The sequence below is a fragment of the Robertkochia solimangrovi genome (genome assembly GCF_007279655.1).
GTDB classification, from domain to species: domain Bacteria; phylum Bacteroidota; class Bacteroidia; order Flavobacteriales; family Flavobacteriaceae; genus Robertkochia; species Robertkochia solimangrovi.
In genome coordinates, this window is the sequence record NZ_QKWN01000001.1 from 369044 (window position 1) to 392069 (window position 23026).

23 protein-coding genes are annotated in these 23026 nt (G+C 39.5%); 4 read left to right on the forward strand and 19 right to left on the reverse strand.

Going from position 1 to position 23026, the window contains the following annotated elements; genetic code table 11:
* Positions 1 to 5 precede the first annotated feature (5 nt).
* The 4 genes from DMZ48_RS01595 to DMZ48_RS01610 all read left to right on the forward strand — a co-directional run bounded on the left by DMZ48_RS01595 (position 6) and on the right by DMZ48_RS01610 (position 4651).
* On the forward strand, positions 6 to 566 hold the full coding sequence (locus DMZ48_RS01595) for a Crp/Fnr family transcriptional regulator (protein WP_143953348.1): 561 nt from the start codon (positions 6 to 8) through the stop codon (positions 564 to 566).
* Positions 567 to 642: 76 nt separating this feature from the next.
* Positions 643 to 2967: a beta-glucosidase gene (locus DMZ48_RS01600; RefSeq protein ID WP_199287921.1), complete on the forward strand. Its 2325-nt coding sequence runs from the start codon at positions 643 to 645 to the stop codon at positions 2965 to 2967.
* 6 nt (positions 2968 to 2973) lie between these two features.
* A complete protein-coding gene (locus DMZ48_RS01605) occupies positions 2974 to 4014 on the forward strand; it encodes an alpha/beta hydrolase (protein WP_143953350.1) in 1041 nt (346 codons plus the stop codon).
* 121 nt (positions 4015 to 4135) lie between these two features.
* Positions 4136 to 4651, forward strand: a complete 516-nt coding sequence (locus DMZ48_RS01610) for an acyl-CoA thioesterase (protein ID WP_143953351.1) — start codon at positions 4136 to 4138, stop codon at positions 4649 to 4651.
* A gap of 189 nt (positions 4652 to 4840) precedes the next feature.
* Here DMZ48_RS01610 and DMZ48_RS01615 read toward each other — a convergent pair whose 3' ends face one another.
* From DMZ48_RS01615 to DMZ48_RS01705, 19 genes are all read right to left on the reverse strand, one after another.
* Positions 4841 to 6064, reverse strand: coding sequence for a murein hydrolase activator EnvC family protein (locus tag DMZ48_RS01615; RefSeq protein ID WP_143953352.1), 1224 nt, complete (start codon positions 6062 to 6064; stop codon positions 4841 to 4843).
* Positions 6065 to 6067: 3 nt separating this feature from the next.
* Positions 6068 to 6850: a lipoprotein insertase outer membrane protein LolB1 gene (gene lolB1 / locus DMZ48_RS01620; RefSeq protein WP_242009074.1), complete on the reverse strand. Its 783-nt coding sequence runs from the start codon at positions 6848 to 6850 to the stop codon at positions 6068 to 6070.
* Positions 6851 to 7798 carry a tetratricopeptide repeat protein gene (locus tag DMZ48_RS01625; RefSeq protein ID WP_162558643.1) on the reverse strand — a complete coding sequence of 316 codons (948 nt, stop codon included), beginning with the start codon at positions 7796 to 7798 and terminating at the stop codon, positions 6851 to 6853.
* Between the two features lie 41 nt (positions 7799 to 7839).
* Positions 7840 to 8850 (reverse strand): sugar phosphate nucleotidyltransferase, encoded by a 1011-nt coding sequence (locus DMZ48_RS01630; RefSeq protein WP_143953354.1) that lies wholly within the window; start codon positions 8848 to 8850, stop codon positions 7840 to 7842.
* Between the two features lie 23 nt (positions 8851 to 8873).
* Entirely contained in the window at positions 8874 to 9308 is a 435-nt protein-coding gene (dut, locus tag DMZ48_RS01635) for a dUTP diphosphatase (RefSeq protein ID WP_143953355.1), read from the reverse strand.
* A gap of 6 nt (positions 9309 to 9314) precedes the next feature.
* Positions 9315 to 10796 (reverse strand): lipopolysaccharide biosynthesis protein, encoded by a 1482-nt coding sequence (locus DMZ48_RS01640; RefSeq protein WP_143953356.1) that lies wholly within the window; start codon positions 10794 to 10796, stop codon positions 9315 to 9317.
* Between the two features lie 58 nt (positions 10797 to 10854).
* The gene (locus DMZ48_RS01645; RefSeq protein WP_143953357.1) at positions 10855 to 11358 is read right to left on the reverse strand and encodes a hypothetical protein; all 504 of its coding nucleotides are present in this window, start codon (positions 11356 to 11358) and stop codon (positions 10855 to 10857) included.
* A gap of 304 nt (positions 11359 to 11662) precedes the next feature.
* Complete coding sequence (gene atpG, locus DMZ48_RS01650) at positions 11663 to 12523, reverse strand: ATP synthase F1 subunit gamma (RefSeq protein WP_143953358.1); 861 nt, start codon at positions 12521 to 12523, stop codon at positions 11663 to 11665.
* Positions 12524 to 12573: 50 nt separating this feature from the next.
* Complete coding sequence (gene atpA, locus DMZ48_RS01655) at positions 12574 to 14154, reverse strand: F0F1 ATP synthase subunit alpha (protein ID WP_143953359.1); 1581 nt, start codon at positions 14152 to 14154, stop codon at positions 12574 to 12576.
* 67 nt (positions 14155 to 14221) lie between these two features.
* Complete coding sequence (gene atpH, locus DMZ48_RS01660) at positions 14222 to 14770, reverse strand: ATP synthase F1 subunit delta (RefSeq protein WP_143953360.1); 549 nt, start codon at positions 14768 to 14770, stop codon at positions 14222 to 14224.
* A gap of 7 nt (positions 14771 to 14777) precedes the next feature.
* Positions 14778 to 15281, reverse strand: a complete 504-nt coding sequence (locus DMZ48_RS01665; protein WP_143953361.1) for a F0F1 ATP synthase subunit B — start codon at positions 15279 to 15281, stop codon at positions 14778 to 14780.
* Positions 15282 to 15364: 83 nt separating this feature from the next.
* Positions 15365 to 15556 (reverse strand): ATP synthase F0 subunit C, encoded by a 192-nt coding sequence (gene atpE / locus DMZ48_RS01670; RefSeq protein ID WP_117158138.1) that lies wholly within the window; start codon positions 15554 to 15556, stop codon positions 15365 to 15367.
* Between the two features lie 33 nt (positions 15557 to 15589).
* Positions 15590 to 16669, reverse strand: a complete 1080-nt coding sequence (atpB, locus tag DMZ48_RS01675) for a F0F1 ATP synthase subunit A (RefSeq protein ID WP_143953362.1) — start codon at positions 16667 to 16669, stop codon at positions 15590 to 15592.
* A gap of 108 nt (positions 16670 to 16777) precedes the next feature.
* A complete protein-coding gene (locus DMZ48_RS01680; protein ID WP_143953363.1) occupies positions 16778 to 17173 on the reverse strand; it encodes a DUF6168 family protein in 396 nt (131 codons plus the stop codon).
* 4 nt (positions 17174 to 17177) lie between these two features.
* A complete protein-coding gene (locus DMZ48_RS01685; RefSeq protein WP_143953364.1) occupies positions 17178 to 17408 on the reverse strand; it encodes an AtpZ/AtpI family protein in 231 nt (76 codons plus the stop codon).
* Entirely contained in the window at positions 17371 to 17787 is a 417-nt protein-coding gene (locus tag DMZ48_RS01690; protein WP_143953365.1) for a bactofilin family protein, read from the reverse strand. The genes DMZ48_RS01685 and DMZ48_RS01690 overlap by 38 nt, the downstream gene beginning before the upstream one ends.
* 2 nt (positions 17788 to 17789) lie before the next feature.
* Positions 17790 to 20309 carry a type IX secretion system periplasmic lipoprotein PorW/SprE gene (gene porW / locus DMZ48_RS01695; protein ID WP_479685354.1) on the reverse strand — a complete coding sequence of 840 codons (2520 nt, stop codon included), beginning with the start codon at positions 20307 to 20309 and terminating at the stop codon, positions 17790 to 17792.
* Positions 20310 to 20699: 390 nt separating this feature from the next.
* Positions 20700 to 21407 carry an ABC transporter ATP-binding protein gene (locus DMZ48_RS01700; RefSeq protein ID WP_143953367.1) on the reverse strand — a complete coding sequence of 236 codons (708 nt, stop codon included), beginning with the start codon at positions 21405 to 21407 and terminating at the stop codon, positions 20700 to 20702.
* Between the two features lie 8 nt (positions 21408 to 21415).
* Entirely contained in the window at positions 21416 to 22888 is a 1473-nt protein-coding gene (locus DMZ48_RS01705) for a DUF5687 family protein (RefSeq protein ID WP_143953368.1), read from the reverse strand.
* Positions 22889 to 23026 lie beyond the last annotated feature (138 nt).

Sequence of the window (23026 nt, forward strand, 5' to 3'; positions counted from 1 at the left end):
ATACGATGTTTTCTGAATACTTCAATATACTCGGCTCTATCAGTCCGATTGGAGAATTATGCAGAAAAAAAATCGAATCCCATCTCACCATTAAAGAATTCAAAAAAGGTGAACACATTTTGCATACCGGAGAAACTTGTAACCATATCTATTTCATGTACAAAGGTTGCAACCGAATTTATTATTACAAGAATGATAAGGAAATAACGGAGTGGTTTACTTCTGAAAAGCACTTTTGCTTTTCAATCACCAGCTTCTTCGACAAAACACCAAGTCATCTTTCCATAGAAACACTGGAGGATTCTGTTGTTATACAACTATCCAGAAAAGGCATAGATGAACTTATACATTCAGATCTTGAATTTGCCAACCTTTTTATAAATATTCTCTCCGGTTCTCTAAAGCTTTCCCAAAAAAGAATGGACTCCATGCAATTCGAAACTGCAAGACAACGCTATCAAAACCTAGTAACAGAGCAACCGGAAATACTTCAATTTGCAAATTTACAGCATATCGCTTCATTCTTAGGTATTACTTCAGAAACACTTTCCAGAATTCGCAGTTAAAACCTTATTTTTTGATAAATGTCAATTTTATTGTCCCATAAAATTGACATATTTGATATAAATAGACACTGCAATTATGAAATATTTATTCTCTCTTTTCCTGTTCGCAGGAATAGTGCACCTACACGCACAAACGAAAAACGATCAGATAGATGATCTTCTATCGAAACTTACCCTGGAGGAAAAGGTCTACCTTGTAATCGGAAGCGGCATGGACATCCCAGGTATGGATATGGATAACACCCCAGTTCAGGCCACCGTAGGATCTACAAAGAATAAAGTACCCGGTGCAGCCGGTACCAGTTTTACAGTTGACCGATTAAATATTCCTGCCATTGTTTTTGCAGACGGACCAGCCGGCATCAGGATTGATCCCACCCGAACAGACACACCCGGCAGCACGTATTATGCCACGGCTTTTCCAACAGCAAGCTCCTTGTCTTCCAGCTGGAACAGACCATTAATCCAGCAGGTGGGTGCGGCCTTTGGGCGTGAAGGAAAAGCGTATGGTGTTGATTTTCTTTTAGCACCAGCACTAAACATCCATAGAAACCCATTAGGAGGGAGAAATTTTGAATATTATTCCGAAGACCCGGTACTATCCGGAAACACGGCTGCTGCATTTGTAAACGGAGTTCAATCAGAAGGAGTTGGGGCTACTATCAAACATTTTGTCGCCAACAATTCAGAAACCAACAGAACAGCACTCAATACAATTGTCAGTGAACGCGCACTCAGGGAGATCTATCTGAAAGGATTCAAAATCGCCATTGAGAAATCGAACCCATGGGCCGTAATGTCTTCCTATAATAAGATCAATGGTACGTACAGTTCAGAAAATAAAGAATTGCTTACCGATATTCTGAGAGATGAATGGAATTATACCGGATTCGTAATGACCGACTGGTTTGGAGGAAGAGATGCGGTCGCACAGATGAAAGCGGGAAATGATCTTCTCATGCCCGGAACTAAAGATCAAGCCACCACTCTGATCGATGCAGTAAAAAACGGAGAGCTTGATGAAAAAATATTAGACAGAAATATCAGGCATATTTTCAACCAATATCTAAAAACCTCTTCCTACAATCGATTACCGGTAACCAATCAACCCGATCTCGAAGGAAATAAATCAATAGTTCGCAGCGCCGCTGCAGAAGGTATGGTACTACTTAAAAATGATGATGATGCCCTACCGCTAAAAACCAATTCTAAAATCGCTTTATATGGCGTTACTTCCTTTGAAACTATTGCAGGAGGAACCGGAAGTGGCGATGTCAATAAAGCGTATATGGTTTCGATCTATGAAGGTCTGAAAAATAAAGGATATATCATCGATCAAAACCTCGCAACAGCATATCAAAACTACATCGAAGCCGAAAAAGCCAAAATGCCTCCAAAGAAATTCTTCTTTGAAAAAGATATTCTTGTAGCCGAAAAAACATTTGACAAAGTTTCGCTTTCCAATACTGCTAAAAACAATGACATTGCTATTCTAACACTAGGCAGAACTTCCGGCGAGTTCGAAGATCGTAAGAAAGATGGTGATTTCTATCTAACCGAAACTGAAAAAACCTTGATCAGCCAGGTAGCCGACGCCTTTCAAAGAGAAAATAAAAAGCTGATCGTTATCCTGAATATCGGTGGTGTCATAGAAACCAACAGCTGGAAATCTTTACCCGATGGTATTTTAGTGATATGGCAACCCGGTCAGGAAGGTGGAAATGCTACTGCTGATATATTGTCAGGATCGGTAGTTCCAAGTGGGAAATTACCCGTAACTTTCCCAATAACGCTGGAAGATCTTCCTTCAACCCGAAATTTCCCGGGTCATATAATCGATCCAAATGCCCCAAAACCGTCAAACCCTCTGATTGGTCAGGATTCTGAAGAGATCTATGAAGAAGATATTTATATAGGATATCGATACTTTGAAAGTTTTGAAGTAGCCACCTCCTACTCATTTGGATACGGACTTAGTTACACACAATTCGACTATGCGGATTTTAATATTGAAAAAGAGGACAATATGATCAAAGTAAAACTTCGAGTTACTAATACAGGTAAGCTTAGCGGGAAAGAAGTGGTTCAGCTATATGTATCTCCACCGCAAAATGGTATTCATAAAGCAAAGCGCGAGTTAAAAGCATATACTAAGACCTCGAGCCTTGAACCAGGTAGTTCTGAAATAATCGAACTACTCGTACCAACAGAAGATCTGGGGTATTATGACTCAGATGTGAATGCCTGGCTATTACAGGGTGGCTCATACACTTTCGAGATCGGAAAAAATGCTCATGAAATATTAGATTCAACTAAAGTTGATCTCTCTGCAACTACCCTGCAAAAAACGAATGATCTTTTAGCACCACAAATAATGATCAACACACTTAAACCTGAATAATCCAAAATGAAAAAGCTACTATCCTTATTGTTTATTTGCGGAATGTTTTTCACGTACGCCCAAACAGATACAACCCATGAGATAAAAATCAAAAAAGACATACAATGGTCAAGTCCTGAAGGATACGACCTTACTATGGACATTTACACTCCTGATTCGGGGATGTCCAGCTACCCCGTGCTGATCATTTACCATGGAGGTGGCTGGTTGATCAATAATAAATCGATCATGGACCAAATGTCAAGCTACGTCGCTTCTCATGGGAATTATGTGGTATGCAACGTTGACTATCGATTATTAACGGCAAATGACAATACAACCAACATGAATAGTATAGTAGAAGATGCTTTGGGTGCGGTGATCTGGGTCAAGGAACATATCAGTTCCTATCAAGGCGATCCGAACAGAATTGCTGTTACCGGAGATAGTGCCGGTGGTCATCTGGCCGCTATGGTGGTTAATGGAAATGAACTTTTGGGTAGCCATGGTTTCGATGGAAACCATTTTGAATTTACACCCTCTTATATTCCATCCGGTGCTACCCCCGAAGAATTAAGAACTGAAGGAGCCGCGATCGTACAGGCAGCTATCCTGAGTTATCCCGCCGTTGATATCTACGCGGCTAATAAAGGAAATGGCAAACCTTATACCGGATTCGAATCCGCCTCCAACTTCTTTTGGCAGATGGGAGGTGGTAAACCCCGCGGGATATTCGGAAATGACGTCAATGCCATAGATAATCCTGGATATTACAAGCAAGTATCCCCAATGTATACAATTCCAGATAGTAATCAACGAAAACTTCCTCCACAGTTTCTGCATGTTGGCAGCAAAGACAACACAACCACTCCGGAGTCTATCAAAGCTTATCATGAAGCATTGCTAAAGGCAGGTCATCCCTCAGAATTCTGGATATACGAAGACAGACCACATGCCTATCTTGATTCAGGCAGCAATGAATACCTCGGTGTAAGTTTTGAAAAAGATGCGATAACCCCATTAAACCGAATTCTCGACTTCCTTAATGATGTTTTCTACAAGGACTAACCTTAACACACACCTGACTATTTTAAATAATCCCTCTTAAATTGAATTATTAAGAGGGATTTTACTGTTATATATTTTAGAATGCGACTCAACCTGATATCTTTGCAAAAATTTTAAAGCGATGCAAGCAAAATTTCCTAAAGATTCACGTACAGTTATGACTGACCTGGTACTACCTAGTGAAACCAATCCACTTAACAATCTGTTTGGGGGTGAATTACTGGCGCGGATGGATCGGGCAGCTAGTATTGCCGCAAGAAGACATTCCAGAAGAGTCACCGTAACTGCTTCCGTAAATCATGTTGCTTTTAACCGGGCAGTCCCTTTAGGAAGTGTTGTGACCGTTGAAGCGAGCGTTTCAAGAGCTTTTAAGAGCTCTATGGAGATTTATATAGACGTGTGGATAGAGGATCGCGAAAACGGCCAGAAATCAAAGGCAAATGAAGCGATCTATACCTTCGTTGCTGTAGATGACATGGGAAAACCTGTAGCAGTACCACCATTAGAACCCGAGACTGAATTGGAAAAACAACGTTTTGATGCCGCTTTACGCAGAAAACAATTAAGTCTTGTTCTTGCAGGGAAGATGAAGCCTAATGATGCCACTGAATTAAAGGCATTGTTTACAGATAACTAAAACTCGGTTTATATTTAGTCCGGTTAAAATCTTCTGGTCTGCTTGCGCTGCGGCAAGTATTCCAATAATTCGGGAGCGGGATCAGTTCTTTTTGAGGGCTTCGCGGGCGAAGTAAATCAAAAACACCACTTTCGAACTACAAATTAAAAGGATAGGATTATGCCCAAATGGGGTAGATTGGTTTAGAAACTACATTCGGTAGATCCAATTAGCAGGATTATCGATCTTATCATTGTTATAGATCATAAACCGCAACTCGGTTTCATGGGTGGAGGCACTGGTAAATACTTCCCCAATATCCTGTTTCGTCTTTACTTCATCACCCTCCTTCACAAATACCCTGACAAGGTTATTATAAACCGAAATATAATTTCCATGTTGTATCAAAACAGCCTTATTTCCACCTTTATGTCCCTGCACTGCAAGCACTTTTCCTTCATAAATGGCGCGCGCCTTTGAACCTTCTTCAGTAACGATCCTAACACCATTGCTATTAATGGTAACGGTTTTTACTACAGGATGTGGTTGTACTCCAAATCTAAGTTTAACAACCCCTTTCTCAACAGGCCATGGAAGTTTACCTTTATTTTCTCGAAATCCTTTACCGACCAACTCTGCTTCGGCAGTTAAGGCAAAGCTGGATGACTTTACGTCCCCTCCTTTTTCTTTATTCGATTTAGCGATCGCATCTCGTACAAGCTTATCGATCTGTCTGTCGATCTCAGCAGCTTCCTGTTGTTTTTTTCTGATCTGTGCTGCGTATTGGTTTTCTTTCGACTTGATTGTAGCGATCAAACTTTGCTGTGATGACAATTCATCCTCAAGGGTCTTTTGCTCATTGCGATTCTCAGCGATCAGCGCTTCTTTATCTTTTCGTTGAATAACCAGATCCTGATTCAATTTTTGCAATTCTGCAGTTGTATTCTTAATAGCTTCCCCTTGTTCCTCTCTGTATCCGGCATATTGCTGCATATATTTCAGACGTTTATACGCCTGAAGAAAGTTTTCCGAAGACAACAGAAACATCAAACGGCTTTGCTGGGATTTGCTTCGATAGGATTTCCTGATCATCGCCGCATAATCCTCTTTCAGTTCCTTTAATTCATCACGCAGGCGACTGATCTCATTTAAATTGTTATTGATCTGACGATTGAGCAGGTTGGTCTGGCGATTGGTGACTTTAATTAGTTCCTTCCGCACTCTTACCTTCTGATCGAGATCTTCCAGAACTTCAAGCACAGATTTCTTTTCTCTTCGTTGCTGTGACAACAAAGAATTGATCTGTGTGATCTCCTGCTGCAACCTGTTTTTCCGGGCTTCCAGTTCCTTTTGCTCATCAGATTGAGCCTGCAGGCTGGTAAGAGAGATCAGGGCAGTAAAAACACATAATATTAACGAAAAGCTTTTCTTCATTTTTTAATCAAGCGTTAGTTGCCTGAATCCATTAGGGATCTTATATGGAAATGATAACTGCTGATCAAATTCTATATTGTTATATTCTATATCTATTCGGTTTTGAACACTTCCGTCTTCGGCAATAATACGAATCTTATTGGGAATGATCCTGCCATTCACATTCTGATAATTCTCGTATGCAATATTAAGCAATCTTCCACTCTCTGGTTGAGAAATCTGTTGCATCGCCATTTTGAAATTACCAGGCTCTAAAAGAAAGAGCGTTTTATACAAAGCCTTTTGTGTTTCTGGCTTGAGTTGATAATAATTATTACTTATTGACGCATAATAGGGCTCATCCCGAAGATCAACGATACTTTGACCCAGCAAAAGGTTTTGTAGTATTTGAAAATCTACTTCCGTTCCCAATAATTTACTCAGATACTCAAAATCCCCTTCGAAATAAGTATTGTCGAGCTTGTTATAAAAGCTCATCCTCTCCGGAGTGATATAAGCTTTAACTACCGAAAGTGCAGCGCTTATCCAAATAGCACTATCCTTTTGCATTCGAAGACTGACCGTAAAGGATTTCGAACCTTCATCCCCCTCGGAATAATCAATTCTTATGCGTCCTCTAATCGTATTAAAATCAAGTTTGTTATCGTAATGCCTCTTAATAATTCCACGGGAAGACAGATCGCTTTTCAATTCTCCCGCTTCCAGAACTCTTTTCGAACCACATGAGATCATGAACATCGAGATTGCGATCAAAAGTATTCCGAAAACTCTTTTATTATAAACCATTTATAATCTGCCTTCTTTTAATTTATTTTGATATTCTTTCAATTTATTTTGGTTGTTGAGCGCTTTAAAAATAGCGATTAGCTCTTCATAGAATTTACGGGTCAGCTCTTCATCCTCGATAATATAATCTAATCCTTCTTCAAGGGTCTCCACCGCAAGATCCGGATTACCCGTCATTCTTAGTCCAACTCCTTTGTAGTAATAGAACTCAGGTTGCGCTGGAAAATTGTCAACGGCTTCACTACTATTTTTTAGAAGTTCAGCGTATTCCCCACTTCCATATAACGAAGAAAGTTTTGAGCGGTATTTTTCCAAAGGTGATTCCTCAATACTTTTTGCCTCTTCCGGTTCACTAACAGCGTTCTGAAATTTACTGTATGAGATAAGTCTATCCACCTTAAGCCTCAGAATCTTTGACTCACTACTATCCCCAAATTTGTTCACGTAGGAATCTATAACATTCTTAGCCTTATCGTAATCCCCTTTTTCCACGTAGAGTTCTGCCAGAGGAAGGAAATATTCACCATGATTTTCAGTGAGTCTGCCAGCCACCTCAATAGCCTTCTCCAGATCATGCATCGCTCTGTAAACTTCCAGCAATCCGTTCAGGTACCATTTATTTCCTGGTTCTCCCTGAAGTGCAATCGTATAATGATTTTCAGCTTCCGGATAGTTATGCATCAGGTAATAATTTCTGGCCAATTCATAATCTACGACCACACTATCCGGTTCCAGCTTTTTACATTCCATAAGGAACTCGATAGCCTTATCGTAATTTTCAATTCCTTTAGCTCTCAAAGCCTCAAAGAAATTATCCTGGAAGGCATCGGTATAGGCCTCCTGATAGATCTCATCACTCTTTTCTTTTTCCTCTTGTGAAAGCGCATAGAAAGGAATGGCGATTATCACCGGTATAATCAATTGCTTTATACTTTTTACAATCTTCATTCCTTTCATTTTTAATCTTCAGACCGATTACCCCACTCCCTTTATGTCAGTGAAGAATAGTCTCCAATGCTAACATCTGTAAAATCACCATTAAAGACCGCATAATTTCCGATCATCGCATTGTCTAAGTTAGCATTTTTTACAGTGGCATTTGTCTGAATAAGACTGTTTTTAACAGTGGCATTCTCAACGATGGTATTGTCTCCGATCGATACATTGGGACCTATTACCGAATTCTCGAGCACTACACCATCACCGATATAACAGGGAGGTATAATTTGCGAATTGGTAAGCGTCACTGAATCCGAAACCAACACTTCCTTATCTTCATGCAGGAAGTTAAGCATTCGGGAATTCGTTTCAACAGTTACGTTCTTATTTCCGCAATCCATCCATTCATCCACTTTTCCCGGAACAAAAATCTTACCTTTTTCCATCATGGATTTAATTCCATCATTGATCTGATATTCACCACCATGAATTATATTATTATCGAGAACTCCCTGTAGTTCATCTCTCAGCACTTCGCCCTGTTTAAAATAATATATTCCGATCACAGCAAGGTCAGATACAAATTCTTTTGGCTTTTCGACTAACCCGGTGATCTGACTGTTATCCGTAAGTTGTACAACACCATATGCCTGCGGATTTGCTACCTGCTTCACCCAAATAACACTATCTGCCTCTGGATCGAGATCGAAATCAGCTTTAAAAAGGGTGTCTGCATAGGCAATTACACACGGGCCAGAAAGAGAATCTTTTGCACACATAATGGCGTGACCGGTTCCCAAAGGTTTATCCTGATAATAAATTGTTCCTTTCGCATTTTGCGCCTTAGCGATCTCCATCAGTTTACTTTCGATCTCCTGACCGAAATCATCCTTAATGATAAAGGCGATCTCGTCGATCTCTTGATCGAGTACTTTTGCAATATCTTCGACCAGCCTTTGAACAATGGGCTTTCCGGCGATCGGTATCAAAGGTTTAGGTACGGTAAGGGTGTGCGGACGTAATCGGGATCCACGTCCGGCCATCGGTACAATTATTTTCATTCCAGTTAGTTTAATGTGGTGAATTACTTAGTTCCAGTACTGCCGAATCCACCTTCACCACGTGATGTTTCAGACAGGATCTCAACTTCATCCCATTGGATATGTTCATGTTTAGCAATCACAAGTTGAGCGATACGCTCTCCATGAGTCACTGTAAAATCATCATTAGACAAGTTAACGAGAATCACTCCCACTTCCCCACGATAATCTGCATCGATTGTGCCGGGAGAATTCAAAACGGTGACCCCTTTTTTAGCGGCCAATCCACTTCTCGGTCTGACCTGAGCCTCAAATCCAACAGGCAGTTCAAGAAAGAGTCCGGTTTTAACAATAGCTCTTTCCAATGGTTTTAAAACAATAGGTTCTGACATTTCTGCACGAAGATCCATCCCTGCAGAAGCAATCGTTTCATATTCAGGTAACGGATTAGACGAACGATTTATGATTTTAACCTTCATAAAATTCTAACGGCTTTTTAAAGTTGTTGAAGTTCTAGTTTTGATCATGGTTCTGAGGTTTTTCGACTCCAACACCCAGATCAATGCCAAAAATACTAAAAGTAAAACGCTTCCTATAATCAGATCTCTGTCAAAAACGTAAAATGAAAGCCATGAAAAAAGTACGGATACTCCAAGATAGATTCCGATCTTCTTCAGATCATAGGGAATCGGATACTTTTTGCTTCCTAAATAATAAGAAATTACCATCATACTTCCGTAGGCTGCAAGGGTTGCGATAGCAGAGCCTTTAAAACTGATCACTGGTATAAGCATAAAATTGATTCCTAAAGTGATCAGGGCACCGATCACTGAAATCACTGCACCATACATGGTCTTATCGGTGATCTTATACCAAACGGAAAGATTATGATAGATCCCGAGGCAGAGATTTGCCAACAGAATAAACGGCACCACCCAAAGCGCACGCCAATAGGATGGATCGGGTAACATAAGCATCTTGAAAAGATCGGTATAGACCACTACAAAAAGCAGGATAAGCGAACCGAAAATGGTGAAGTACAAAGTTATCGCAGCATACGTCTCTTTGGAATTCTTTTTGTTGGCATGGCTGAAAAAAAATGGTTCCACACCTAATTTAAAAGCTGTCACGAATAACGTCATAAATGCACCCAGTTTATAGCATGCCCCATAAACCCCAACTTCACTTTCCGCAATTGAATCAGGCAACAGGTAACGCAGTAAAAGCTTATCAAAACCTTCATTAATTGCAAAAGCTACCCCGGCTATAAGTACCGGATAAGCATACTTCACCATTTTCTTAAGCAGGTATCGATCTAAACGAACCCCGATTCGAAAATAAAGGGGAAGCAAAATTAAAAAGGTAATAAAGCTCGCTATTATATTCGCAAGGAAGATATAATGTACTTTATTCGCAGGTTCCATTGATACCAGCGAAGAATCAGGATAACTGGATACAAGATAGGGTATACCTAAAAAGAACAACAAGTTCAATCCTAGATTAATAACAACACTTAGTATTTTAATAACCGAATACCGTATCGACATTTCCTGATTTCTGAACCAGGCAAAAGGAATTACAGCAAGTGCATCTAAGAACAATATACCGATCACATATACGATAAACAATTCATCGTACTGTAACCAAAAAGCAACCTGATTCCTTAGTAACATTGCAGTTATAAAAAATACTATCGACGAAATCAGTATAGCGGTTAGTGCCGTAGACTGTACTTCAGATTTTCTTTCGCTCTTATTGACGAATCTAAAAAAGGCTGTCTCCATACCGTAAGACAACACCACGTTACCTAAAATCATATATACCATCAAACTGATATAAATACCATAATCTGATTCGGGCAAAAGTGACGTGTAAAATGGAGTTAGAATAAGTCCGAGTATTCGAGGCAACACCGTTGCCATACCATAGATGAATGTATGCCTGAAAAGTTTTTTAAGGGCACTCAAAATAAAAAAGTTTAGGTGCTAAAGTATCGATTTTATAAAGAGGGAACAATACTATTAATCAATTATTAAGCACTCTGGATTCTTCTTCATAATGTATTGCAGACGATGGTATAATTTCCTGAATTTTATAATAACCTTCTTTGCCCCCGAAGTTAAATTTAACTACTGCCTCCCCTTTTTTCAAAGTAAAAGGGAGCGTTTCTTTAATCTTTGGTGGGCGATTTCCAAATTCCTGTACGGCATTTGCATCCATATTGATATCATAAGGAGCTTCATCTATGATTCGCCCTTTAAAAACTAAATAGGTGCCTTTTTGAAAACGTTGAAGTATAATTCGATGATCGTTATAGTAAAGCTCTTCCAACATAACTTCCTTACCCTCAAAAACCGGTAAATAAAAATTTATTCCGTGCAAGACAGAATCAATTCCTGCTGTCCAGGGCTCACTCTTCACCTCGCCTAAGGTAAAAGGAGGATCTTGTGTTAAGGTTTGCGAAGCAGCACACCCTCCCAAAACCAATGAAAAGATAAATGTATAAACTATTGCATATGGTGATTTCATGATAAGCGTTTTACTATAAAAATACATTTATTGTGCCAAAATAGTACCCTGGAACTGGAGAAAGCATAGTGCTTCCATTCACTTTTACCTGTTGAGAAGCAACGATCCGTACTCAAGATGACAGCCGTGGTACATGTTGCCGTATTAAATTCCTGTTGTAGTAATGATATTCTCTTTATAGGTATATAAAAAAGTCATCGACCGCAAGGACTTTGGAGAAAATCTAAGGTATTAGTACTGCCTATGGAAATAACAGACAAAAAAAAGGCCCCTTAAAAAGGAGCCTTTTCTCTTCTAAATATTATTAAGCATTCAGGGCTTCCGCACCACCCACGATCTCAAGGATCTCATTGGTAATAGCTGCCTGACGAGCTTTATTGTATGTCAATGTAAGTTCCGCCTTAAGGTCTTTAGCGTTATCTGTTGCCTTATGCATAGCGGTCATACGTGCCCCGTGTTCAGAAGCAAAAGAATCTCTTAAAGCTTTGAATAACTGTGTCTTCAAAGATTTAGGAATAAGAGTTTTCACTATCTCTTCTTTCGACGGTTCAAAAATATAATCTTTGGCAGTAACAGTCTCCTCTTCCTTTGAAGAGATCGGAAGGAAATCTTCTGCTTCGACTATTTGTGTAGCAGCATTTCTGAAACTATTGTAAACCAGAACGATCTTATCAAACTTTCCTTCTACGTAATATTTCATCAATTCTTCGGCTATTTCAGAAGCATTCTCAAAATTGAGATCATCAAATACACCGTTGTTATAAAGAATTACGTTTTCTGTTTTCTTAAGAATGTCATTCCCTTTTTTACCTACGGTCACAAAAGACACTTCCTTACCAGCATATTGCTCGTGTCGTAATCTAAGTGATTCTTTGATGATATTAGAATTAAATGCACCGCAAAGCCCTCTGTTAGAAGTAATGGCTACGATAAGCACTTTATTCACCTCACGTTTTTCAGCAAAAATACTACCTGAATCTCCGTCGAGTGTTGCGCTAAGTTGCTGCAATAATTCAGTAAGTTTATCAGAATAAGGACGCATGGCGGTAATGGCATCCTGTGCCTTTTTCAATTTAGCAGCCGATACCATTTTCATGGCGCTGGTAATCTGCATGGTTGAACCTACCGATGAAATCCTGCTTCTTATTTCCTTTAAATTTGCCATTTGTTGTATTATGAATTATGAATCCATAACTCAGAACTTAGTATTCTGAATTAAGCCTTATATTTCGCAGAAAGATCCTTTGCTACTGCAGTTAAAGTTTCTGTTACCGCATCCGTCAACTGACCCGCTTTCAATGTATCCAATACATCTCTATGCTTTGTATTAAGGAATGCGAGGTAATCTTTTTCAAATTCTTTAACCTTATGAACCGGAACATCTCTAAGTAGATTTTTAGAACCTGCATAGATAATTGCGATCTGATCTTCTACGGTATAAGGGTCATTTTGAGCTTGCTTCAGAATCTCAACGTTTCTTTGACCTTTTCCGATAACGCTCATAGTTGCAGCATCAAGATCGGAACCAAACTTAGCAAAAGCTTCTAATTCACGGAACTGAGCCTGATCCAGTTTCAATGTACCGGCTACCTTTTTCATCGACTTGATCTGAGCCGAACCTCCTACTCGCGATACAGAGATACCAACGTTAATCGCTGGACGTACACCAGAGTTGAACAAGTCAGATTCAAGGAAGATCTGTCCGTCAGTAATCGAAATTACGTTTGTTGGAATATATGCAGAAACGTCACCCGCCTGAGTTTCGATGATCGGAAGTGCGGTCAAAGAACCACCTCCTTTAACAACCGGCTTCAGTGATTCCGGAAGATCGTTCATATTCTTAGCGATATCATCATCAGCGATCACTTTCGCTGCACGTTCAAGAAGTCTCGAGTGCAGATAGAAAACGTCACCTGGATATGCCTCACGTCCTGGTGGACGACGTAATAAAAGAGACACCTCACGGTAAGCTACCGCTTGTTTAGAAAGATCATCATAAATGATCAAAGCTGGTCTACCAGTATCTCTGAAATACTCACCGATCGCAGCACCTGCAAATGGAGCATAAACCTGCATAGGAGCAGGATCGGATGCATTTGCAGCAACGATAGTAGTATAGGCTAATGCACCTTTATCTTCAAGTGTCTTAGCGATTTGAGCAACTGTTGAAGCTTTTTGTCCAACAGCTACATATATACAATATACCGGTTTACCGGCATCGAAAAATTCTTTCTGATTAATGATGGTGTCGATACAAACGGTAGTTTTACCAGTCTGACGGTCACCAATTACAAGCTCACGTTGCCCTCTTCCGATCGGAATCATGGCATCGACAGATTTAATACCTGTTTGTAGTGGCTCATTTACAGGCTGACGGAAGATAACCCCAGGTGCTTTACGCTCCAGTGGCATATCATAAAGCTGTCCGCTGATAGGACCTTTACCATCAATCGGGTTTCCAAGCGTGTCAACCACACGTCCAACCATTCCATCACCTACATTGATAGATGCGATCTGTTCTGTACGTTTAACGGTATCACCTTCTTTAACTTCTGTAGAAGGACCGAGTAATACGATACCCACGTTATCTTCTTCAACGTTAAGTACGATACCCTCCATACCTGATTCAAACGCTACAAGCTCTCCATATTCGGCGTTGTTCATACCGAATACACGGGCAATACCATCACCTACCTGTAAAACTGTACCAACTTCGTCTAATGAAGCACCAGCTTCAAACCCTGATAGTTGCTTTTTTAATATTGCTGATACTTCAGCAGCTTTAACTTCAGCCATCTTAATTAAATATTTAGATTTTCAGACCTTTATGATAACGCAACAAGGTCCTGTTTTTTTTTTGTTATTAAGCGACACGTGTTTTATTAACGAAGTCCCTTTTTAAATTGTTCAATTTACTTGCAATGCTGGCATTATATTGCAAATCACCAACACGTAATATAAATCCACCAATGATACTTTCATCAACACGATTAACCAACGTTACATTTTTACCTGTTAGTTCGGTTACTTTATCAAGCACGCGTTTTTCCAGTTCAGGAGTGATAGGCACCGCTGTGGTAACAACCGCCTTTTGATTACCCATCAGTTCGTCATAACGTATCAGGAACTTTTCAGCTACCTCTCCGATAAGACTCAACCTGTCATTATCCATTAAAAGCACTAGAAGTCTTTCGGTCGTGTCTGAAAACCCACCATAGACATTCTCGATCGCCGATTTTTTCAAACCGGTCTTCACAATCGGATTTTCAATAAATAATTGAAGATCCTTATTGTCGTTCATTTTAGATACGATAACGGTCATGTCTTTGTGAACCGCATCCAGAACGTTCTGTTCTTTTGCGAATTCAAGGACTGCCTTAGCATATCGTGATGCTGCTCTGCTACCTATCATGTGTATCTTAGTTGTTTAAAGTAACGTCATTCAACATTCCCTCAACCAGCTTTATTTGCTTATCCTTGTCGGAAAGTTCTTGTCTCACTACTTTCTCCGCGATTTCAATAGAAAGCTTAGCCACCTGATCTTTAAGATCGTTTACAGCAGCCTGCTTTTCACTTTCGATCGCTGAATGAGCAGCTTTGATGATTTTATCAGCTTCAGCCTGAGCTTCACTTTTTGCATCGGAGATCATTTTTTCTTTGATCTCACGGGCATCCTTCATCATTGCTTCTCTTTCAGAACGAGCTTCCTGAAGCAGCTTTTCATTGTCTGCCTGAAGATTTTGCATCTCTTTACGTGCTTCCTCAGCAGATTGTAATGCAGTTCTAATACCTTCCTCTCTGTTATTAACAGCATCAAGAATTGGTTTCCATGCATATTTTTTCAATAAAAGAACCAGCAAAACAAAGATTATAATTTGCCAGAAAAACAGTCCGAATGAAAATTGCTCAATTAACTTTTCCATGAAATATTTCTATTAAAAATGTTTAATTCGTTATTGAACAAATAGCTACAACCAACCGTTGCAGCTATTTGTTTAAAAATTCCTTACGCTGCGAAAAGAGCAGCAAATCCAATACCTTCAATAAGAGCGGCAGCGATAAGCATAGCTGTCTGAATCTTACCTGAAGCCTCTGGCTGACGTGCAATAGCTTCCATAGCCTGACCACCGATTCTACCGATACCAAGACCAGCTCCTATTACAATTAAACCAGCTCCTACAATAGTTGGGATTTCCATAATTATATAATTAAAAATTAAACATTCAATTTATTAATGATGCTCGTCATGATGTTCTTCATTCGCCATTCCGAAATACAGCGCTGAAAGCATAGTAAAGATGTACGCCTGAAGGGCCGCCACCAAAAGCTCCAGAATAGAAAGGGCAAATGCAAGACCAAATGACAATGAACTTCCGATCCAGTTCTTGAACAGGAACATCAATCCTATAATACTCATCAATACAACGTGACCAGCGGTCATGTTTGCATAAAGACGAATCATCAGTGAAAATGGTTTGATGAACATACCCAACACCTCGATCGGCGCAAGTACGATACGCATCAGTTTAGGAACACCTGGCATCCAGAAGATGTGTCCCCAGTAATTTTTATTTGCGGTAAATGTTGTGATCAGGAAGGTAAGCATCGCAAGCGCAAAAGTGATCGCGATGTTTCCGGTAACGTTTACCCCCAGAGGTGTCATCCCAAGAAGGTTAAGGAACCAGATAAAGAAGAAGATCGTAAGCAGGAAGCTCATATACTTCTTATAATTCTTTCCGATATTAGGAATAGCAATATCATCTCTGATAAAAACCACTAAAGGCTCAAAGAAACGCCCAACACCTTTAGGCATACCTCCATTCTTAGTATAACTTTTAGCAAGACCTCCGAAAAGCAGGAACATCAATATTGAAACCAACACCATAGTAACAACATTCTTGGTGATCGAAAAATCAAGTGGTTTCGCATTTGACGGGTGATGATCCTCATCATAGGTAATCGTACCTTCTGCGTCTGTTTTGTAGATCTTGTTGTGATATAGCGTGTAATATTCTCCGCCAACCTCAGCTACTTCCTCTCCATGGTGAAATTTAGAAGCCGAAAAAACCTTAAGTCCATTATCCCATAAAATCACGGGTAACGGAATACCATAATGTGTTCCGGTTTCCTCATCTTCAGTGAAGGTAAAATAATGAGAATCTAAAAGGTGATGGTCTATAAACGCCTTAATATCCTCTCTTTGAGATTCGGTTCCGGTACTAATTCCTTCTAATTCATGTTGTGCCCAGGTAAAAAACGGGGATAATACTAATACAATTACAAGGATTTTTTCAAAAAATTCTCTTCGCATATCACTCTAATAATGGTGGCTTAAAAATCGGTGCAAATGTAATGCTTTAAATGAAAAACAAAAACAATTTTTATTGTTTTATTAGGCGCATTGTTGCCTGACTACAAATTAGTTATCTTCCGAAGTATTATTTAACAGTTTTGACACTGCGATTGTTTCGATCATGAGACAGACGCCGTAAGGAATAAAAAAGCTCAGGAACTCCAGGCGGTCTAATTGACCATCAGCTCCATACCGCGGATTAAAAACAACAAAGAATACAAGAAATTTCAACATGCTTCCCCCAAGAAAAAAGAAGCCTATCTGCGAGAAGAATCTTTTTCGGAAAATAAAAATGATTGTCACAATAGCTGCTGCGAGAATCACATTGATAATATAGGCCGCAGGCAGGTATAGTCCTGCCGTAGACACACCAAGAAGATCAAGTACATACTTATGCAATCCAAAAGCCACGAAACCTGTGACCAGAAAAACCAGTAGAAAACGTATTAGAAAAGAAGGCATGTGCTTAGTTATCCTGCAGGTTATTCAGTTGTTTGATGACCGCATAAATCGCAATTCCCACCCCTAAAAGGGTGAGAATTATAAGGTATAATTTATTTCCGTCATTGTATTTGTCATCCAGCCATCTGCCCAACCAGGCAAAGAGAAATATGGTCAATCCCATCTGAATGGCAATACCGGAAAAAATAGCAAAATTCTTAAGCGGATTTTTCGGCTTTTGATCCTTGTTTTTCATCACCTTTCAGAGATTTTACAGCAGCCCCTTTCATCGTACAAGCAGCGTTGAAGTTAGCTCCCGGCTCAACAGCCAGTTTCCCAACCACAACATCTCCTTCGATGTCAGCTGAGCTCTTTAAGCTAAGGATATTCTCAACTTTAAGCTCTCCGTTGAACTTACCTTCGATGTCGGCATTCGCACAATTGATTTTACCGGTAACTTTACCTGATCTTCCGATCACGATCTTACCGCTTGTATTCACACTACCGTCTAATTCCCCGTCGATTCGGATATCAGCTTCTGAGGTAATATCTCCCTTAATCTTCGTGTTCTCTGCAATTCTGTTGGTTAATCCGGTAGTTGGTTCCATTTTAGCTTTTTTTGATTCGGCAAACATGATTAATTAGTTAGATTTGGGTTTAACTGTTGTGTATTTGTAAGGTATTCTTTTAGATTCTTATGTATTTGTAAGGCTTTATAGGCGCTTCGCGAAATTACAAAATTCTCATTATCAACCAAATAATCTTTGTTAATATTCATAAGCTCCGCATACCCCAACGCCTTTAAACGATCACCCAGTTCGTGTACTACTAAAAACACAGTTTGAGCATCATAAACTTCCAGGGTGTAATGCAGTTTTCGCGCAGTCAGTTCTTCCATTGATTTTTCTATTTTCTGAGTGAGCTTTTTCACCCCCAATGTATCATTTTTCCGGAAAGGATAAATCAATTTCCAATCAGGTGTATTTGGATTCTCCTCAGCTATACTCAAAGCTTCCAGACGAGGAACTGTGGTCTTAAGCAATTCCGCTGCTTTTTCGCCTTCTTCCTTACCCGGATAGTTCATCTGGATATCATTTAAGGCTCTTTTATAAACAGCGATTCCCTGCAACCTGCCCAACGCTGTTGCTTTGATCATATCAAACTTTGCAGCGATATCTTCACCATTGTATTTTGAACTATACTCCGTTGCCCTGGCTATAACTTCTTCATAGCGTTCATCATTTAGCATTTCATAAAGCTCCTTGTAATTTGAATCAGGACTATTTGCTTCCTGTAAAACCACATTGGGATTCAAAATCATCAATGCATAACGCGAATCCGGATGCGAGGTGAGAATTTCATTTTTCATTCCTTCCTCCAACGGAGAGCCTGTCACCTGATAGATCTTATATAAATTGTATTTTGAAGGCAGCACATAACGCTCATCCGGATTAAAACTCAATAGATCCTGAAATCTCGAAGAAGCAAGTAAATATTCACTGAATTTTTCCTTATAAAGTATTCCCAGTTGAAAATAAGCAAAGTCTCTTTGCTCCTGGATACTATCGATCTCCTCTGGTGTTTGGGGAAGTTGTGCGGTATAAAAATCAACTTCATATTTGCTTCCTGTTATTTCTCCAAGCCCACTTTCAGTGCCGGCTATGACAGACGTTTCCAGCTTTCCTCCTGAAGCGAATCTCCAGTTATCCTTTAACTCCCTGCTCCCCCAGCGCTTTTGAAATTCCTGCCTTCCATAAGCGACGATCTGAGGACTATAAAAATAGAAAACATCAGATTTTTGCCCAACGGAAGGTCCACTTTGAAAGGTAGCCTTATTCTGTTCCTGAAGTGCCGCAAGTTCTTTTCGTTCAGCCTCCAGTTCTTCCTTCAATTTGAGAGAGTCTATATAATCCTGATAATAAGAATCAATCTCTTCCACGGGCATCGACAAAACATGTAGAATACTATCATTCCGTTTTACAACTCCTTCATACTTGATCACATCTTCCAGATTATCTCGCTTTCTGCTCAGTGCTCTATACTTAGTCGTATTTTTATCGGAAAAAACCAGGGTACTGTCATAATAGGCTCCGGCATTCACATATTCTGAGGCATCAAAATACATTTCTGCCAATTCCTCATAATTCTTCGACTTAAGGATACTGTCTGTAGTTGCCCTTCTAAGTGATTTGTTAAAATATAATCGGGCGAGATCAAGTGAATCACGATCGAGAAAATACATAGCCTTTTGCCGATAGATCCTGTCCAGAAAAGGTCGGTTTTCTCTATTTTCCTCAAGATCCGTCAGCTGGTCTAACAGCAACTCCCCATCAATACCGGATCTGTAAAGGTTATTCACTTTTTCAAGTTCGGCATTGATCAAATACGATCTAGAAGTACGACGGTTCAGGTCGATAACCTTATCAAACGCATAATTTGCACTATCGGGTTGCCCCAGTTGATTATATAACTGACCGATGATGAAATAATATCTTCCCCGCTCTTCATTATTTTTAGTGAGATGAGAAGCAATTTTCAACCTTTGAATCGCACTATCCTGATATTTAAGGTTGATATAAGCCTGGCCCATCATAGCAGAAGCGTCTGCATAGTCCTGATCATTGAGATTCGCCAATTTGAATAATTTTTTTAGATTATTCAAAGCCAACTCATCGTTTTCAAGCCTGATATTCGTTTTCTCACGCCAGATTCTGGCATGATTAATAATATCACTATCCGTATATTTATTGAGTATATAATTGAAAGCTTCAAGTGCAGGAATGAACCGCTGATCGTAATATCTTGCCTTTCCCAAGAGGAGATATGCCTCATCGATCTGACTGTTCTTTTCTCTCCCCCCTATATTCATACCATGCTTTTGAATAGCTTTAGTAGCTTTCTCCTCTGCACGTTCAAAATTTGGTGTAAGCTGGGTACCATCCAGTATCACTTCATCTCTGACTTCCATCCGCTCGACAGGAAGAACATCCCAAAAATTATCTGTATAGTTGGCAATGAGATCAGCTTGCCCCTCAGAAAGCGCATTCTTACCGTTATACAACGCATTGTATTTCGCATTCATAGCGTGCCATTTCCTATTCATGAACGCATCTTTTTTAGTAGAACATGCTACCACAAAAAGACCCGTCAGGATCACTGAAATACGTCTATTTAAGGAAATCTTCAAGGCAAACAGGTATTCGTTATCTAACAGCAATATCAACAGATTATTGCCATACCCGGTAAAAATACATTTCTTTTTTAGAAATATGAAGTTTGTGTTGTGAGATGAAGGATAATGTGTGCAAAACCTCCACTGGTGACACTGGCGACATTGGTGACACAAGAATTACCCGTGAAAATAGCCGTATTAAATGTTTCAGAATAATAAAAACCTAAGCCCGCGAAGCCACTTACAACACAGGTCACTCCAGTGTTTTGGTTAAAGGCCCTGAATAGCGACCACACTCGACGCCGCCGAAGGTAAGGGATTGACACTTGCCAGTGCGCCAGCAGACCGGAAAATTTTAACCGTTCAACAATCTCCTTACACCATGATCTCACCGGAGAAAAAAGCCTCCAGATCTTTAAGTGTTTCGGGGGAAGTTTGTATATCTTTTACCATATTCCCTTTTTCAAGCACCACAATTCTTTCACAAACCTCTGTTACATGCATCAGATCATGACTTGAAATAAGAACGGTCACATCTTTCGTCATTTTCAGCTCTTTTAGAATTTTCTTCAGTCGAATCTGAGTGGTCGGATCCAGATTTGCAAAAGGCTCATCAAGTATAATAAGTTCCGGGTTGCCGATGAGCGATGCAACGATCCCAACTTTCTTCTGATTTCCTTTGGAAAGATCGCGAAGATACTTACGAACTCCGATGATTTCTCCATTGAAGAAATCTTCAAAATCGGCTAACAGATTATCGACATCTGCTTTATTCTGATTTCTGAGCTCCCCGATAAAATAAAAGTATTCTTCTGGCGTCAAATACCCAATTAAAAACGTTTCATCGATAAATGCCGATGTATAAGGTTTCCATGATTCGCTCTCATTCACCTTGACATCTTTACTTTTAACAAAGCCTGTCGTGGGTCGAATCAGATCAAGTAAAAGACTGAACAAGGTCGTTTTACCAGCCCCATTATTACCCACAAGTCCAAAGCTCTGACCTTTTGGAATGTCCAGCTCTTCAATATTTAAAACTTTTTGACCTTTATATGATTTTGAAAGTTCGGTAATGTATATCATGATAATGATTAATTTTTTTGTTTGTAAGCAGCTATGGTTTTATATTTTTCTGATTTATAGATCCCTTCGATAAGGTTAAAGACCTTTTCTTTAAAGGCAAATCCGAGCACCCCTGCACCGGCCACCAATATATAGCCCAGAACAGGACCCACCGTATAGTGACCTATTGCATATAGTAACAATGGCAATACCAATTTTGGCAATGTCAACACCATGGTCTTAACATTGAAAGCTTGTTTATCACCAAAGGCCTTCTTATTGGACGTCAGATCGATAGGTGTTTTTATATAAGCTCCTCCCCATAAGACAATATGAGAATTAACTCCAATATTATAGATAGCCCCGACCAATATTGCCGAGTATACCTCCCAGCCAAAATACAGATAGAAACTAGCCAGCAATGTTGAAATAACAGTAGCCATCACTACCAGCCACCATTTAGAGTTCAGATAATCCCTGTACAGGATGTTCTGACTCATCATCAAGGGATAATAAGAACTATCCCAACTTGGAACAAACTGACCAAAGGTGAACAGAAAGCCTCCTGTAACGAAAATACCAGCAAAGATTCTCCAAACAGGCCCTTCATAGGCCTCAATAGCACCGGTAAAGAACAATAACCCATAGAAGAGAAAAATGAAACTCATGATCACTGAGGTACGAGACCTTTTGTTTCTTTTTATCAGCTTGATATCATTTTTAAGAAAGGTGGAGATACTCCCGAACCGATTGAGCCAGTCAAGATTTTCGGTAGAAACCGATTGCTTTTTAACCGAAAGCCCAGCATCCAGATACAGATTCTTTTTAAAATATTTAAACGCCGCAAAATATAGCAGGGCGAAGAATCCAATCGGGATGACTACGAGTAAAGGTTGATCATAAACCGCATCGAATATATGATGTGTATATTTTGTAATGTCAAAATAACCGAGGTACATCAATACACCACATACAATAACGATCACCAGAAAGGAATAGAAAAAAGCATCTACATCATTCAGGAAAACATTGATGAAATTATTCGAATAAATGAGGCATATGATCATGGCAAACCAAGCCAGTACATGCCATACCGGATAGCCATTACCCAAAAGAACAATAGTGAACGGTATAAAGAAAAAGAAATGTATGAGATTAAAAAAAGAGAACACCGTCTTTCCAAGACTGAACGTTACAATCTTATTCTTGCTGAACGGAATATATAACAGCGGTTTAATATTCACTACCGGCATTTTCTGCATCATATATCTGATCATTAGGTCCACCGTAAAATAAAAGAAGAGAATTTTGTTAACGACACGGAGCGGATCCTGATGTAATTGATCCTGAATAATCTTAAAAGACAAAGCGCCCATCAGGGAAAACATTCCTATGAAATAAAGCGCCATGAATCCCATAAAGATCTTCATAGCCAAATTTGTTTGAAAGGATGCAGACCTTACAAAAGATTTCCATTGAAGGAAAATGAACTGTTTAAGCATGGTTGATTAATGGTTTTAATATGTATGTCACTTAATTGTCTAATTTGTTACAATTTACGTAGAAAACACTGATTCTAATGAATGAAAGGAATTCTAACAAATAATACAGATAAAAGGATAATTCCTATGGTTCATACA

Bases quoted from the DNA above. Each gene is read 5' to 3' on its own strand.
- atpG (WP_143953358.1), bottom strand. From the start codon at position 12,523: ATGGCAAATTTAAAGGAAATAAGAAGCAGGATTTCATCGGTAGGTTCA.
- dut (WP_143953355.1), bottom strand. From the start codon at position 9,308: ATGAAGGTTAAAATCATAAATCGTTCGTCTAATCCGTTACCTGAATAT.
- atpE (WP_117158138.1), bottom strand. From the start codon at position 15,556: ATGGAAATCCCAACTATTGTAGGAGCTGGTTTAATTGTAATAGGAGCT.
- atpB (WP_143953362.1), bottom strand. From the start codon at position 16,669: ATGCGAAGAGAATTTTTTGAAAAAATCCTTGTAATTGTATTAGTATTA.
- DMZ48_RS01700 (WP_143953367.1), bottom strand. From the start codon at position 21,407: ATGATATACATTACCGAACTTTCAAAATCATATAAAGGTCAAAAAGTT.
- DMZ48_RS01630 (WP_143953354.1), bottom strand. From the start codon at position 8,850: ATGAAAATAATTGTACCGATGGCCGGACGTGGATCCCGATTACGTCCG.
- DMZ48_RS01705 (WP_143953368.1), bottom strand. From the start codon at position 22,888: ATGCTTAAACAGTTCATTTTCCTTCAATGGAAATCTTTTGTAAGGTCT.
- atpA (WP_143953359.1), bottom strand. From the start codon at position 14,154: ATGGCTGAAGTTAAAGCTGCTGAAGTATCAGCAATATTAAAAAAGCAA.
- atpH (WP_143953360.1), bottom strand. From the start codon at position 14,770: ATGATAGGTAGCAGAGCAGCATCACGATATGCTAAGGCAGTCCTTGAA.
- DMZ48_RS01680 (WP_143953363.1), bottom strand. From the start codon at position 17,173: ATGCCTTCTTTTCTAATACGTTTTCTACTGGTTTTTCTGGTCACAGGT.
- DMZ48_RS01690 (WP_143953365.1), bottom strand. From the start codon at position 17,787: ATGTTTGCCGAATCAAAAAAAGCTAAAATGGAACCAACTACCGGATTA.
- DMZ48_RS01605 (WP_143953350.1), top strand. From the start codon at position 2,974: ATGAAAAAGCTACTATCCTTATTGTTTATTTGCGGAATGTTTTTCACG.
- DMZ48_RS01645 (WP_143953357.1), bottom strand. From the start codon at position 11,358: ATGAAATCACCATATGCAATAGTTTATACATTTATCTTTTCATTGGTT.
- DMZ48_RS01595 (WP_143953348.1), top strand. From the start codon at position 6: ATGTTTTCTGAATACTTCAATATACTCGGCTCTATCAGTCCGATTGGA.
- DMZ48_RS01685 (WP_143953364.1), bottom strand. From the start codon at position 17,408: ATGAAAAACAAGGATCAAAAGCCGAAAAATCCGCTTAAGAATTTTGCT.
- DMZ48_RS01625 (WP_162558643.1), bottom strand. From the start codon at position 7,798: ATGAAGATTGTAAAAAGTATAAAGCAATTGATTATACCGGTGATAATC.
- lolB1 (WP_242009074.1), bottom strand. From the start codon at position 6,850: ATGGTTTATAATAAAAGAGTTTTCGGAATACTTTTGATCGCAATCTCG.
- DMZ48_RS01600 (WP_199287921.1), top strand. From the start codon at position 643: ATGAAATATTTATTCTCTCTTTTCCTGTTCGCAGGAATAGTGCACCTA.
- DMZ48_RS01610 (WP_143953351.1), top strand. From the start codon at position 4,136: ATGCAAGCAAAATTTCCTAAAGATTCACGTACAGTTATGACTGACCTG.
- DMZ48_RS01665 (WP_143953361.1), bottom strand. From the start codon at position 15,281: ATGGAAAAGTTAATTGAGCAATTTTCATTCGGACTGTTTTTCTGGCAA.
- DMZ48_RS01615 (WP_143953352.1), bottom strand. From the start codon at position 6,064: ATGAAGAAAAGCTTTTCGTTAATATTATGTGTTTTTACTGCCCTGATC.